We start from the raw sequence: 14326 nt of genomic DNA, 5'->3' as shown, positions 1-14326 counted from the left end.
CGTGTCCACCAAGATCTACATCCAGGACGTCACCCTGCGCGACGGCATGCACGCCGTCCGGCACCGGATGTCCCCGGAGAACGTGGCCCGGATCGTGGCCGCGCTCGACGAGGCCGGCGTCGACGCCATCGAGGTCTCCCACGGTGACGGCATCGCCGGTGGCTCGCTCAACTACGGTCCGGGCAGCAACACCGACTGGGAGTGGATCGAGGCCGCTGCCGGTGCGGTGAAGAACGCCAAGCTCACGACGCTGCTGCTGCCGGGTATCGGCACCATCGAGGAGCTCGAGCATGCCCACGACCTGGGTGTGCAGTCGGTCCGTATCGCCACGCACTGCACCGAGGCCGACGTCTCCGCGCAGCACATCGCGAAGGCCCGCGAGCTCGGCATGGACGTCTCCGGCTTCCTGATGATGAGCCACATGGCCGCGCCGGAACTGCTGGCCCAGCAGGCCAAGCTGATGGAGTCGTACGGCGCGCACTGCGTGTACGTCACCGACTCGGGCGGACGCCTGACCATGGACGACGTCCGCGCCCGCGTCCGGGCCTACCGGGACGTGCTCGACGCCGACACCCAGATCGGCATCCACGCACACGAGAACCTGTCGCTGTCGGTGGCCAACAGTGTCGTCGCCGTCGAGAACGGCGTGTACCGCGTCGACGCGTCCCTCGCGGGTCAGGGTGCCGGCGCCGGCAACTGCCCGATCGAGGCGTTCATCGGTGTCGCCGACCTGTACGGCTGGGAGCACGGCTGCGACGTGTTCAAGCTGATGGACGCGGCCGACGACATCGTCCGCCCGCTGCAGGACCGCCCGGTCCGTGTCGACCGTGAGACCCTCACCCTCGGCTACGCCGGCGTGTACTCGAGCTTCCTGCGTCACGCGGAGAAGGCGGCCGCGGACTACGGTCTCGACGCCCGCACCATCCTGCTCGAGGTCGGCAAGCGCTCCCTCGTCGGCGGCCAGGAGGACATGATCGTCGATATCGCGCTCGATCTGCTGAGCAAGAAAGACACGGCACACGTCTCCGCATAAGGTCCCCGAACGACGACTCTGCCCCCGATCTCCGCGAGGAGGTCGGGGGCAGGGTCGTTGTGGTGGCTGTGTGTTCGCCGACCGCGCCGCCTACGCCGTCTTGTCGCGGCGCTCGCGGTCCTGCTTGCGCGGCACGATCGTCGGCAGCACGTTGTCGACGACGGTCTCGCCGGTCACGACGACCTTCTCGACGTCGTCCCGGCTGGGGATGTCGTACATCACCGGCAGCAGGACTTCCTCCATGATGGCGCGCAGGCCGCGGGCACCGGTGCCGCGGTGGATCGCCTGATCGGCGATCGCCTCCAGCGCGTCGACGGTGAACTCGAGTTCGACGCCGTCCATGTCGAACAGGCGGGTGTACTGCTTGACGAGCGCGTTCTTCGGCTCGGAGAGAATCTTGACGAGGGATTCCTTGTCGAGGTTCGTCACCGACGCCACGACCGGCAGCCGGCCGATGAACTCCGGGATCAGACCGAACTTGATCAGATCCTCGGGCATGACCTCCGCGAAGTGGTCCTGCGTGTCGATCTCGGCCTTGGAACGCACCTCGGCGCCGAATCCGATGCCGCGCTTGCCGACCCGGTCCGAAACGATCCTTTCGAGGCCCGCGAAGGCGCCCGCCACGATGAACAGCACATTCGTGGTGTCGATCTGGATGAACTCCTGGTGCGGATGCTTGCGGCCGCCCTGCGGCGGCACACTCGCCTGCGTGCCCTCGAGGATCTTCAGCAGCGCCTGCTGCACGCCCTCACCGGACACGTCGCGGGTGATCGACGGATTCTCCGACTTGCGGGCGATCTTGTCGACCTCGTCGATGTAGATGATGCCGGTCTCGGCGCGCTTGACGTCGTAGTCGGCGGCCTGGATCAGCTTGAGGAGAATGTTCTCGACGTCCTCGCCGACATACCCGGCCTCGGTGAGCGCGGTGGCGTCGGCGATCGCGAACGGCACGTTGAGCATCTTCGCGAGCGTCTGCGCCAGGTACGTCTTGCCGCAACCCGTCGGTCCGAGCATCAGAATGTTCGACTTCGCCAGTTCCACGGTCTCACCACGCGCGTCCCGGCTGCGGTCACCGGCCTGGATGCGCTTGTAATGGTTGTAGACCGCCACCGCGAGCGTGCGCTTCGCGGCGTCCTGGCCGATGACGTAGTTCTCGAGGAAGTCGCGGATCTCGGCGGGCTTGGGCAGCTCGTCGAGCTTCACCTCACTCGACTCGGCGAGCTCTTCCTCGATGATCTCGTTGCACAGATCGATGCATTCGTCGCAGATGTAGACCCCGGGTCCCGCAATGAGCTTCTTGACCTGCTTCTGGCTCTTGCCACAGAACGAGCACTTGAGCAGATCGCCGCCGTCACCGATGCGTGCCATCTCGTTAGGTCCCTACTTCCTTGTCTCTGTGCGAGCCCCACCGCCGGTCCGCACGATCCACCGTACGGCGGATCCGCGTCCCCCACCGGGTTCGAGGGCTCCTGGTGTGACCGTACCCGCAGATCCGGAATCGGGTCGACCGATCGCGCAGGATTCCGGCCCGCCCACCGCACGGCACAACTGCCGCCCGATGAGCGAGCCGGGACGTCACATCACTTCTGGGCGGACAGCTTTCGGTACTCGAGCACGTTGTCGATGATGCCGTACTCCTTGGCCTCCGCGGCCGTGAGAATCTTGTCGCGATCGGTGTCCTTGCGGATCACCTCGGGATCCTTGCCGGTGTGCCGGCCCAGGGTGGTCTCCATCAGGCGGCGCATGCGCTCGATCTCCGCGGCCTGGATCTCGAGGTCCGAGACCTGGCCCTGGATGCCGCCGGTCGCGGGCTGGTGGATGAGCACGCGGGCGTTCGGCAGCGCCAGACGCTTGCCGGGGGTACCGGCCGCGAGGAGCACCGCCGCCGCCGACGCCGCCTGCCCGAGGCACACGGTGGTGATGTCGGCGCGCACGTACTGCATCGTGTCGTAGATCGCCATGAGCGAGGTGAACGAACCGCCCGGCGAGTTGATGTACATCGTGATGTCGCGGTCCGGATCCAGCGACTCGAGCACCAGCAGCTGCGCCATGACGTCGTTCGCGGACGCGTCGTCGACCTGCGTGCCGAGGAAGATGATGCGCTCCTCGAACAGCTTGTTGTACGGGTTGGACTCCTTGACGCCGTAACTGGAGTGCTCGATGAACGACGGCAGGATGTAGCGGGACTGTGCACCGGCCGGGGCCTGGCCGCCGAATGCGCGGGGATCGAACATGTTGGTCATCAGTTCTCCAAGGATGGTCTGGTCTCGAAGGGGGCGGGAGGGCGGGCGGCTAGTTGCCTGCGCCGCCGGCCTGCCGTGCGCGGGCGACGACGTGATCGACGAAGCCGTACTCGAGCGCTTCCTTCGCCGTGAACCAGCGGTCACGATCCGAATCGGCCGTGATCTGCTCGACCGTCTGACCGGTGTGCTCGGCGATCAGTTCGGCCATCTCACGCTTGGTGTGCGCGAACTGCTCCGCCATGATCGCGATGTCGGAGGCGGTGCCACCGATACCGGCGGACGGCTGATGCATCATGATCCGCGCGTGCGGCAGCGCGTACCGCTTGCCCTTGGTGCCGGCCGAGAGCAGGAACTGCCCCATCGACGCGGCCAGGCCCATACCGAACGTCGCGACGTCGCACTCGGCGAACTGCATCGTGTCGTAGATGGCCATGCCCGCCGTGACCGAACCGCCCGGCGAGTTGATGTACAGGTTGATGTCCCGCGTCGGATCCTCCGCCGACAGCAGCAGGATCTGGGCGCACAGCTTGTTCGCGATGTCGTCGTCCACCTGCGTACCGAGGAAGATGATGCGCTCACGAAGGAGGCGTTCGTACACCGAGTCGCTGAGATTCAGACCGGAGGTGGCCGAGGTCATGGCGGGATTCTGGTAAGTCACGGTACCTGCCTTCTCGAAAGATCGTTGTTCCTGACACAGACACTAACGAAGTAGGGCGGCACCGGAGTCCCGGTGCCGCCCTACTTCGCTGAAAGCGGAAAAGTCTTTCCCTCGGACGGCGTCGCCGCCGCCGGTGGAATTACTCCTTCTCGGCCGCCTCGGCAGCATCGTCCTCGACAGCGTCGGCTGCATCCGCGGCCGCCGTGCCGAACATCTCGGCGGTGTCGACCGCAGCACCGGTGGTGTCGGTGACGGCAGCAGCCTCGACGACACCCGCCAGCGCCTTGCCACGGCGGACGTCCGCGAAGACGGCGCCGAGCTGGTTGGCCTGCTGGATCTGCTGGATGAACTGCTCCGGGGCCATGCCGTAACGCTGCGCCTGGAACAGGATGCGCTCGGTGAGCTCGTCCTGGCCGACGGTGGTGCCGGCGGCGTCGGCGATCGCGTCGAGCAGCAGCTGCGTCTTCACCGAACGCTCGGCAGCCTCCTTGGCGTCCGCGTCGAACTGCTCACGCGTGGTGCCCTGCGCCTCGAGCATCTCGGCGAACTTCGCCTCGTCGTGGTCGAGACCGTGGACGGCGTCGTGCAGTGCGGCGTCGACCTCGGCCTGGACGACGGCCTCGGGCAGCGGGACCTCGACGGTCTCGAGCAGGGTCTCCAGGACCTTGTCGCGGATCTGACCGGCCTGCTCGACCTTGCGGATGCGTCCGACGCGCTCACGCAGGTCGGCCTCCAGCTCGGCGAGGGTGTCGAACTCGCTCGCCATCTGGGCGAACTCGTCGTCGGCCTCGGGCAGCTCGCGCTCCTTGACGGTCTTCACGGTGACGGTGATGACGGCTTCCTTGCCGGCATGCTCGCCCGCGACCAGCTTGGACGTGAAGTCCTTCGAGCCGTCGGCCTCCAGGCCGACGACGGCCTCGTCGAGGCCCTCGATCAGCTGACCGGAGCCGACCTCGTGGGACAGGCCCTCGGTGGCGGCCTCCGGGACGGCCTCGCCGTCGACGGTGGCGGACAGGTCGATCGACACGAAGTCGCCGTCCTGCACGGCCCGCTCGACACCCTTGAGGGTGCCGAAACGCTGACGCAGCGACAACAGCTGCTCGGTGACGGCCTCGTCGGTGATCTCGATCGGATCGACCTCGACGGCGAGGGTGGCGAAGTCCGGGAGGGTGATCTCGGGACGGACGTCGACCTCGGCGGTGAAGGCGAACTCCTGGCCGTCCTCGAGCTTGGTGAGCTCGATCTCCGGCTGACCGATGACCTTCAGCTCGTTGGCCGAGACGGCCTCCGAGTAGCGGGCCGGCAGGGCGTCGTTGACGACCTGCTCGAGCACGGTGCCGCGGCCGACGCGCGCCTCGACGAGCTTGGCCGGAGCCTTGCCCGGGCGGAAGCCGGGGAGACGGACCTGCTGCGCGAGCGTCTTGTAGACCTTGTCGAAATCAGACTTGAGCTCCTCGAAGGGCACCTCAACGTTGATACGGACTCGCGTCGGGCTGAGCTGCTCGACGGTGCTCTTCACGGATCTGGCTCCTTCGTTGTGGTGGTGCTCGTTGTTCGATGTCCGGTACCGCTGTGTCCGATACCGCTGTGCGGCGGGGACCGTTTCCGGCCCCGCCGCACATCTGGTCGGGGTGACAGGATTTGAACCTGCGACCCTCCGCTCCCAAAGCGGATGCGCTACCAAGCTGCGCCACACCCCGTTCGAACCGGGACTTCGCAATCCTCGCGACGACCCGGACAGAATCGTACGGCCCCCCGATTAGGAATTCCAAAGCGAGGTGGGTACAGTCTGTTTTCGCACACGGCATCACTGGCGATCCCATAATGTCGTCTGCATGGGGATGTAGCTCAATGGTAGAGCCTCAGTCTTCCAAACTGATTACGCGGGTTCGATTCCCGTCATCCCCTCCACGAGGGAAACCCCGGTTCATCTGCGGAGACGCAGCAGGGCCGGGGTTTTTTTCATGCCGTCACCACGCCCACGTCGCACGTGACGCACGACGCATACCGCACGTGACGACCGGACGCGCCCGCCGCGTAATTCGGGCGTTTTCCCGTCCGGCGCCGCTCCCCCGCCCTAAGTTGGAACCTGTTACAGATTTCTGCCGGTTCCCCGCGCACGACGACGACACGGCAGAGTCCCCGACGAAGGAGCGCCCGGATGCACACCCCTCTCTGCGACGACCTCGGGATCGAGTTCCCGATCTTCGCGTTCACCCATTGCCGCGACGTGGTCGTGGCGGTTTCCAAGGCCGGCGGATTCGGCGTTCTCGGCGCCGTGGGCTTCACCCCGGAGGAGCTCGAGATCGAGCTGAAGTGGATCGACGAGCACATCGGCGACCGCCCGTACGGCGTCGACATCGTCATCCCCGGCAAGTACGAGGGCATGGACTCGAACCTGTCGGCGGACGAGCTCACCACGATGCTGCAGAAGATGGTGCCGCAGGCCACGCTGGACTTCGGTCGCAAGATCCTCACCGACCACGGTGTGCCGCTGCCCGCTCCCGGCGAGGACAACGCGCTGCAGTTGCTCGGCTGGACCGAGGCGACGGCCACCCCGCAGGTGGAGGTCGCGCTGCAGCATCCGAAGGTCACGCTCATCGCGAACGCGCTCGGCACCCCGCCGGTCGACATGATCGAGCACATCCACGCCGCGGGCCGCAAGGTCGCGGCGCTGTGCGGCTCCCCCTACCAGGCCCGCAAGCACGCGGACGCCGGCGTCGACATCATCATCGCGCAGGGCGGCGAGGGCGGCGGCCACTGCGGTGAGGTCGGCTCGATCGTGCTGTGGCCGCAGGTCGTCAAGGAGGTCGCACCGGTTCCGGTGCTCGCGGCCGGCGGTATCGGCAGCGGCCAGCAGATCGCCGCGGCGCTCGCCCTCGGCGCGCAGGGCGCGTGGTCCGGTTCGCAGTGGCTGATGGTCGAGGAGGCCGAGAACACCGCCGTCCAGCAGGCCGCGTACGCGAACGCGTCCAGCCGGGACACCGTCCGCAGCCGCTCGTTCACCGGCAAGCCGTGCCGGATGCTGCGCAACGACTGGACCGAGGCGTGGGAGCAGGAGGGCAACCCGGAACCCCTCGGTATGCCGCTGCAGTACATGGTGTCCGGGATGGCCGTGGCCGCCACCCACAAGTACCCGGACGAGACGGTGGACGTCGCGTTCAACCCGGTCGGGCAGGTCGTCGGCCAGCTGACGAAGGTGGAGAAGACGTCGGCCGTCGTCGAACGCTGGGTGCAGGAGTACCTCGAGGCGACCGGGACGCTCGAGCAGTTGAACGCGGCCGCCGGGGCGTGACACCCGCCGCCTGACGCGACATCCGGTTCCCGGGCCGGGGTTCGACGCCGTCGATACTGCGTCGAACCCCGGTACCCTGGATGTTGTCCGTTTTGCCGCCGCTGGAAGGCCTCCCGTGGAATTCCTCCTCATCGTCGCCGTGCTCGGCGCCGTCGTCTTTCTCGTCATGAAGAGCCAGAACAAGAACCGGGGCCACTCGGCGAACCGACTCGACGACGCCAAGGCCGACGCCCGCCAGGCGATCGAGCGGCTCGGCGGGCAGATCTACAACCTCGTCGGCACCGACGACGCCTCCCGACAGGCCCTCGCCGACGCGTCCGAGCGGTACACCGCAGCCGGCTCGCAGATCGAGCAGGCGGGCACCCCGGTGCAGGCGCGCCTGGCCAAGCAGACCGCCCTCGAAGGCCTCTACTACATCCGGGCCGCGCGCACCGCGATGGGCATGGACCCGGGCCCCGAGATCCCGAGCATCGACGGCCAGCAGTCGGCCGGTGCGGTCACCGAGGACCGTCGGATCGACTTCGAGGGCCGGCAGGTCTCCGCGTCGCCGAACCCGTCGACGGCCACCCCCAACTACTACCCCGGCGGCCGCGTCGCCGGACGTCCCGTCCCGGCCGGCTGGTACTCGGAGCCGTGGTGGAAGCCCGCACTGGTGGCGGGCGCGTGGGGCGTCGGGTCGATGATGCTGTTCTCGGCCATGTTCTCCGGCATGTCGGGTGTTCCCAGCGCCGACGAGTTCGAAGCCGGCGGGGACCCCAGCGACATGGGTGACCAGTACGACCCGAGCGACATGGGCGACATGGGCGACATGGGCGACGACACCGAGTTCGGTGCCATGGACGATCCCGGGTACGACGGCGGGTTCGACGGTTTCGACGGCGGCGGAATGGACTTCGGGGGCGGCGACTTCTAGCCGGCCTGACAGCCGGGGCACCAGAACAGGTTCCGGCCTTTCATGACCGTGTGCGCGATCGGCGTGCCGCAGATGCGGCACGCCGATCCCGTTCTGCGGTAGACGTAGGTGCGGGGCCGGTCCTTCGCGTACGACGGCGCTCCGTGGTCGTCCTCGGGGCGGACGACGTGCATGACGCCGGCATCGACGCCGACGGCCATGAGGGCGACGAGGTCGGTCCACATCGCGTCCCACTCGGCGCGGCTCACCGCTGTGCCGGGCCGGTCGGGGTGGATGCCGTGTCGGAAGAGGACTTCGGCGCGGTACACGTTGCCGACTCCGGCGAGCACCGACTGGTCGAGGAGCAGCGCCCCGATCGCGGTGCGGGAGCGGGAGATCCGCTGCCACGCCCGGTCCGGGTCGGCGTCGGCGCGCAGCGGGTCGGGTCCGAGCCTCGATTCGAGGGCGGCGATCTGGGTGGCGTCGTAGATCTCGCAGGCGGTCGGTCCGCGCAGGTCGGCACCGGACGCGGCGCCGATCATCCGCATCCGTACCTGTCCGACCGGGTCACCGAGCGGGGTGGGCGCGAAGTCGAACCGCCCGTACAGGCCGAGGTGGACGTGGACGGTGCGGCCGCCGTCGAAGTGCAGCAACAGGTGTTTGCCGTTGGCCTCGGATCGTTCGAGGATCCGGCCGTCGACGGCGGCGGCTCCGGCGTCGAACCGGCCCTGCGGGCTCGACACGCGCACGGGAGCACCGACGAAACGCCGTCGATGCTCCCGTGCGAGCCGATGGAGGGTGTGCCCCTCGGGCATGTCGCTAGTTCTCGCCGCCCGGAACGGCCGGGGCGACACCGGTCTTCTCGTACTCGGCGAGGATGTCGATGCGGCGCTGGTGGCGCTCCTCGTCCGACCACGGGGTGGCCAGGAAGGCGTCGACGATCGCGAGGGTCTCCTCGAGGGAGTGCATGCGGCCGCCGATGCCGATCAGCTGTGCATTGTTGTGCTGACGTGCCAGCTGCGCGGTCTCGACGCTCCACGCCAGTGCGCAGCGGGCGCCGGGCACCTTGTTCGCGGCGATCTGCTCGCCGTTGCCGGAGCCGCCGAGGACGAGGCCGAGGCTGCCCGGGTCGGCGACGACGCGGCGGGCCGCCTCGATGCAGAACGCCGGGTAGTCGTCGAGGGCGTCGTACTCGTGTGCACCGCAGTCGACGGCCTCGTGGCCGTTGGCGGTGAGATGTTCGATGATCTGGTTCTTGCGTTCGAAGCCGGCGTGGTCGGCACCCAGGTATACGCGCATGGCGTCAATTCTGACAGGCGCCACCACACCGGCGTCGCGGGACCTCGAGGAAGCTTCAGTCGAACGCAGGATCCTCGGTGCGGCTGCGCTTGAGTTCGTAGAAGTGCGGGTACGACGCGAGCGCCACCGCGCCGTCCCACACCCGTCCGGCGTCCTCGCCGCGCGGGATGCGCGACAGGACCGGCCCGAAGAAGGCGGTGCCGTTGACGTGGATGGTGGGGGTGCCGACGTCGTCGCCGACCTTGTCCATGCCGGCGTGGTGGCTGGCCCGCAGGGCGGCGTCGAACTCGTCGGTGTCGGCGGCCTCGGCCAGGTCCGCGGGCAGACCGGTCTCGGCGAGCGACGCGGCGATCACGTCGGGCAGATCCTTGTTGTTCTCGTTGTGGATGCGGGTACCCATCGCCGTGTACAGCGGCAGCAGGATCTCGTCGCCGCGCTGCTGCGCCGCCGCGATCAGGACCCGCACCGGACCCCACGCGCGGGTGAGCATCTCGCGGTACTCGTCGGACAGGTCGCGGCCCTCGTTGAGGACGGCGAGGCTCATGACGTGGAAGTGGGCGTCGAGGTCACGGACGGTCGCGGCCTCGAGGATCCAGCGGGAGGTGATCCAGCACCACGGGCACAGCGGGTCGAACCAGAAGTCGACGGTGTCCTTCGTGGTGGCTGCGGTCGTGTCGGTCACGTGCGTCTCCCTCGTCCTGCATCTCGTGTGCGACGGGTCACGTCCCGCCCGCCCATAGGGAACCATGTCGGTGCGCGATTGCTTCCCGCGCCCGCCGGGGCGCGGTTAGTGTCGACAGGAGAACCGCGAGAGGACAGATCCGGTAACCACACGGGAACGGAGCATTCACGTGACTTCCCACGACCCTGCGCAGCGCACGTTCGTCGTCGTCGGCGGCGGACTTGCCGGAGCGAAACTGACAGAGTCCTTGAGGGACAAGGATTTCGACGGATCCATCGTGCTGTTGTGTGCGGAGGAGCATCTGCCGTACGAGCGACCGCCCCTGTCGAAGGAGCACGTCGCCGGAAAGAAGAACCTTCCGGACTTCACCGTCCACTCCGGCGACTGGTACCGCGACCACCACGTCGACGTACGACTCGGCACCACCGTCACCGCGATCGACCGGCAGGCGAAACACGTGGTGCTGCCGGACGGTTCGACACTCGGCTACGACAAGCTGGCGCTCGCGACCGGATCCCGGTCCCGCCGGCCACCGATTCCGGGTGCGGACGCGTCCGGGGTGCACTATCTGCGCACCGTCGACGAATCGGATGCGCTCATCGCATCGTTGACGCCCGGCGCCCGGTTGGTGATCGTCGGCGCCGGTTGGATCGGCCTCGAGATCGCGGCGGGCGCCCGCGGACGCGGCGTGGACGTGGCGGTCGTCGAGGCCGCCGAACTGCCGCTGCTGGCGTCGCTCGGACGCGAGATGGGGGCGGTGTTCGCGGACCTGCACCGTGAGCACGGCGTCGACCTGCGGTTCGGGGCGCGGGTCGAGGAGATCACCACGGCCGGCGGGCGCGCGGACGGGGTGCGTCTCGGGGACGGCACGGCGCTACCCGCCGACGCGGTGCTGGTGGCGGTCGGGGCGCAGCCGAACATCGAGATCGCCGAGGCGGCAGGTCTTTCCGTCGGCGACGGCGGGGTGCTGGTGAACGGGAACCTCACCACGAGCGACCCGGACATCGTCGCGGTCGGGGACATCGCGGCGCAGCAGCATCCGCTGCTGGGGGCGCGGGTCCGCGTCGAGCACTGGGCGAACGCCCTGAATCAGCCGGAGGTCGCGGCGGCGACGCTGGTGGGGCATCCGGCGGAGTACACGCGGCTGCCGTACTTCTTCACCGACCAGTACGACCTGGGCATGGAGTATGTGGGTTGGGCGCCGGAGTACGCGTCGGTGGTCACCCGCGGCGACGCCGCGGCCCGCGAGTTCCTGGCGTTCTGGCTCGATTCCGGTAATCGAGTGCTGGCCGGGATGAACGTCAACATCTGGGACGCCGGCGACGACATCAAGGCGCTGGTCTCCTCGGATGCTGCGGTCGATCCGGCCCGCCTCGCCGACCCGGGTGTCCCCCTCCCCGATCTCCTGACCTGACGTCCGCGCCCACCCCCACCCACTCCCGCACCGACACCTGCCCTCCCGCGCCCCCGCGCCCCCGCGCCCTTCCGCGTTTTGCGCACTTGACGCGCGGATTCCGGGCTCCGGAGGCGCGGCAAGTGCGCAAATCGCGAGGGGTCCGGCGGGCGTGATGGGATGGGGGTAGACGTGATTCGTCACCGTCACCCATGCCCACCCGTGATGAGGAGATCTACGTGGCCCCACCGAATCTGACCCGTGACCAGGCTGCCGAGCGGTCGGCTCTGGTGTCCGTCGACAACTATTCCGTCGACCTCGATCTCACCGACGGCGTCGGCCGGCCGGGTGAGCGGACGTTCCGGTCCCGCACCACGGTCACGTTCTCGGCGACGGCCGGGGCATCGACGTTCGTCGACCTGATCGCCGACCGGATCCACGCGGTGACGCTCAACGGCGCCGCGGTCGACGTGTCCGGCTACGACGAGTCCACCGGCATCACGATCGACGGTCTGGCCGCGTCGAACGAGTTGGTCGTCGACGCGGACTGCCTGTACACGAACACCGGTGAGGGTCTGCACCGTTTCGTCGATCCCACCGACGGCGCGGTGTACCTGTATTCGCAGTTCGAGACCGCCGACGCGAAGCGGATGTTCGCGTGTTTCGACCAGCCGGATCTCAAGGCCACGTTCGATGTCCGGGTCACCGCGCCGGACGAGTGGGCGGTGATCTCCAACGGTGCGGGCACGGTCGACGGCGGTGTGCACACTTTCGCGACGACCCCGCGGATGAGCACGTACCTGGTGGCGTTGATCGCCGGCCCGTACGCGCGGTGGACCGACGCCTACACCGACGAGCACGGCACGATCCCGCTGGGCATCTACTGCCGGGCGTCGCTCGCCGAGCACATGGACGCCGAGCGGTTGTTCACCGAGACGAAGCAGGGGTTCGGCTTCTATCATCGCAACTTCGGGATCCCGTACGCGTTCGGCAAGTACGACCAGCTGTTCGTGCCGGAGTTCAACGCGGGCGCGATGGAGAACGCAGGCGCGGTCACGTTCCTCGAGGACTACGTGTTCCGGTCCAAGGTGACCCGCTACTCGTACGAGCGGCGCGCCGAGACGGTGCTGCACGAGATGGCGCACATGTGGTTCGGCGATCTCGTCACGATGCGCTGGTGGGACGACCTGTGGCTCAACGAGTCGTTCGCGACGTTCGCGTCGGTGCTGTGCCAGACCGAGGCCACCGAGTACACCAATGCGTGGACGACGTTCGCGAACGTGGAGAAGTCGTGGGCGTACCGGCAGGACCAGTTGCCGTCGACGCATCCGATCGCCGCGGACATCCCGGACCTGGCGGCGGTGGAGGTGAACTTCGACGGCATCACGTACGCGAAGGGCGCGTCGGTCCTCAAGCAGTTGGTGGCGTACGTGGGCCAGGAGCCGTTCATGGCGGGCCTGCGCGACTACTTCGCCGAACACGCCTACGGCAACGCGACATTCGACGATCTGCTGCGGGCGCTGGAGAAGGCGTCCGGCCGGGACCTGTCGGACTGGGGTCGGCAGTGGCTCAAGACGACGGGCCTGAACATCCTGCGGCCCGATTTCGAGGTGGACGCCGGCGGACGGTTCACCTCGTTCACGGTGTGCCAGGACGGTGCCGCCCCGGGCGCCGGGGAGACCCGCGTGCACCGGCTCGCGGTCGGCGTCTACGACGACGATCCGGTCACCGGCAAGCTGGTTCGCACGCACCGCGTCGAACTGGATGTCGAGGGTGCCCGCACCGACGTGCCCGCGCTCGTGGGGGTGCCGCGCGGCACGCTGATCCTCGTCAACGACGACGATCTGACGTACTGCTCGGTGCGTCTCGACGCCGAGTCGCTGGCCACCGCGATCGACCGGATCGGTGACATCGCCGAACCGCTCCCCCGCACCCTGGTGTGGTCGGCGGCGTGGGAGATGACCCGGCAGGCCGAACTGAAGGCCCGGGACTTCGTGGCGCTGGTGCAGCGCGGGATCGGCGCCGAGACCGAGGTCGGGGTGGTGCAGCGGCTCCTGATGCAGGCACACACCGCGCTCGCCGCGTACGCGGAGCCCGGCTGGGCGGACGCGTCGGGGTGGCCGGAGTTCGCGGATCGGCTGCTGCAGCTGGCCCGCGAGGCCGCGCCCGGCTCGGACCATCAGCTGGCGTTCGTCAACTCGCTGACCGGGGCGCAGCTGTCGCCGTGGCACACCGAGGTGCTGCGGGAGTTGCTCGACGCCGCCGACCCGGCGACCCTCGGACTGCCCGGTCTGGCCGTCGACACCGACCTGCGGTGGCGGCTCGTGCACGCGCTGGCCGCGGCCGGGGAGATCGACGCGGACGGCCCGGACACCCCGTTCATCGATGCCGAGGCGCAGCGTGATCCGACCGCGGCCGGCGCCCGTCAGGCGGCGTCCACTGCGGCGGCGCGCCCGCAGGCCGCGGTGAAGGAGCAGGCGTGGGCGACGGTCGTGGGCGACGACAGCGTCCCGAACATCACGGCCCGCTCCATCATCGGCGGTTTCGCCGGCCCGGGGCAGGACGCCCTGCTCGAGCCGTACGTCGCCCGCTACTTCGCGGACATTCCCGGGGTGTGGGAGCGCCGGTCGAGCGAGGTGGCGCAGACCGTCGTCGTCGGCCTGTACCCGTCGTGGTCGATCAGCGACACCTCTGTCGCTGCCGCCGACGACTTCCTGTCCGGTGATCGTCCGCCGGCGCTGCGGCGTCTCGTCGTCGAGGGCCGCGCCGGGATCGTGCGATCGCTGAAGGCCCGCGCGTTCGACGCCGGCTGACCGGCACCTCCCGCGAAA

12 protein-coding genes and 2 tRNA genes are annotated in these 14326 nt (G+C 68.6%); 6 read left to right on the top strand and 8 right to left on the bottom strand.

Annotated features, from left to right (window positions below; translation table 11 throughout):
- The first annotated feature begins 1 nt into the window (after position 1).
- Positions 2–1033 (top strand): 4-hydroxy-2-oxovalerate aldolase, encoded by a 1032-nt coding sequence (gene dmpG, locus E0497_RS04730; protein WP_137723633.1) that lies wholly within the window; start codon positions 2–4, stop codon positions 1031–1033.
- A gap of 90 nt (positions 1034–1123) precedes the next feature.
- Here dmpG and clpX read toward each other — a convergent pair whose 3' ends face one another.
- The 5 genes from clpX to E0497_RS04705 form a co-directional block, all read right to left on the bottom strand.
- The gene (gene clpX / locus E0497_RS04725; RefSeq protein ID WP_137723632.1) at positions 1124–2401 is read right to left on the bottom strand and encodes an ATP-dependent Clp protease ATP-binding subunit ClpX; all 1278 of its coding nucleotides are present in this window, start codon (positions 2399–2401) and stop codon (positions 1124–1126) included.
- A gap of 212 nt (positions 2402–2613) precedes the next feature.
- Positions 2614–3276: an ATP-dependent Clp protease proteolytic subunit gene (locus E0497_RS04720; RefSeq protein ID WP_137723631.1), complete on the bottom strand. Its 663-nt coding sequence runs from the start codon at positions 3274–3276 to the stop codon at positions 2614–2616.
- Between the two features lie 49 nt (positions 3277–3325).
- Positions 3326–3934, bottom strand: a complete 609-nt coding sequence (locus tag E0497_RS04715) for an ATP-dependent Clp protease proteolytic subunit (RefSeq protein ID WP_137723630.1) — start codon at positions 3932–3934, stop codon at positions 3326–3328.
- A 139-nt stretch (positions 3935–4073) separates the two neighbouring features.
- Positions 4074–5453, bottom strand: a complete 1380-nt coding sequence (tig, locus tag E0497_RS04710) for a trigger factor (protein WP_137723629.1) — start codon at positions 5451–5453, stop codon at positions 4074–4076.
- Positions 5454–5557: 104 nt separating this feature from the next.
- Positions 5558–5634 (bottom strand) — tRNA-Pro (locus E0497_RS04705).
- A gap of 137 nt (positions 5635–5771) precedes the next feature.
- Here E0497_RS04705 and E0497_RS04700 point away from each other — a divergent pair.
- The 3 genes from E0497_RS04700 to E0497_RS04690 all read left to right on the top strand — a co-directional run bounded on the left by E0497_RS04700 (position 5772) and on the right by E0497_RS04690 (position 8142).
- Positions 5772–5845: transfer RNA gene (locus E0497_RS04700), tRNA-Gly, on the top strand.
- Between the two features lie 250 nt (positions 5846–6095).
- The gene (locus E0497_RS04695) at positions 6096–7229 is read left to right on the top strand and encodes a nitronate monooxygenase (protein WP_137723628.1); all 1134 of its coding nucleotides are present in this window, start codon (positions 6096–6098) and stop codon (positions 7227–7229) included.
- A 115-nt stretch (positions 7230–7344) separates the two neighbouring features.
- Positions 7345–8142: a DUF1542 domain-containing protein gene (locus E0497_RS04690; RefSeq protein ID WP_137723627.1), complete on the top strand. Its 798-nt coding sequence runs from the start codon at positions 7345–7347 to the stop codon at positions 8140–8142.
- Here E0497_RS04690 and E0497_RS04685 read toward each other — a convergent pair.
- The 3 genes from E0497_RS04685 to E0497_RS04675 are packed head-to-tail and all read right to left on the bottom strand — an operon-like array spanning position 8139 to position 10102.
- Positions 8139–8936 (bottom strand): Fpg/Nei family DNA glycosylase, encoded by a 798-nt coding sequence (locus tag E0497_RS04685; protein WP_137723626.1) that lies wholly within the window; start codon positions 8934–8936, stop codon positions 8139–8141. The genes E0497_RS04690 and E0497_RS04685 overlap by 4 nt on opposite strands.
- A 4-nt stretch (positions 8937–8940) precedes the next feature.
- Positions 8941–9420 carry a ribose-5-phosphate isomerase gene (locus E0497_RS04680; RefSeq protein WP_137723625.1) on the bottom strand — a complete coding sequence of 160 codons (480 nt, stop codon included), beginning with the start codon at positions 9418–9420 and terminating at the stop codon, positions 8941–8943.
- Positions 9421–9475: 55 nt separating this feature from the next.
- Entirely contained in the window at positions 9476–10102 is a 627-nt protein-coding gene (locus E0497_RS04675) for a mycothiol-dependent nitroreductase Rv2466c family protein (protein ID WP_241665707.1), read from the bottom strand.
- A gap of 169 nt (positions 10103–10271) precedes the next feature.
- On the opposite strand from E0497_RS04675, the gene E0497_RS04670 reads away from it, so the two are divergent.
- Both E0497_RS04670 and pepN read left to right on the top strand, forming a co-directional pair.
- The gene (locus tag E0497_RS04670) at positions 10272–11516 is read left to right on the top strand and encodes an NAD(P)/FAD-dependent oxidoreductase (protein ID WP_137723623.1); all 1245 of its coding nucleotides are present in this window, start codon (positions 10272–10274) and stop codon (positions 11514–11516) included.
- A 218-nt stretch (positions 11517–11734) separates the two neighbouring features.
- Positions 11735–14308 carry an aminopeptidase N gene (gene pepN, locus E0497_RS04665; RefSeq protein ID WP_137723842.1) on the top strand — a complete coding sequence of 858 codons (2574 nt, stop codon included), beginning with the start codon at positions 11735–11737 and terminating at the stop codon, positions 14306–14308.
- Positions 14309–14326: the final 18 nt, after the last annotated feature.

Origin of the sequence: Prescottella subtropica (genome assembly GCF_005434945.1) — a bacterium.
Classification (GTDB): domain Bacteria; phylum Actinomycetota; class Actinomycetes; order Mycobacteriales; family Mycobacteriaceae; genus Prescottella; species Prescottella subtropica.
This window is presented reverse-complemented; position numbering and strand designations above follow the sequence as displayed.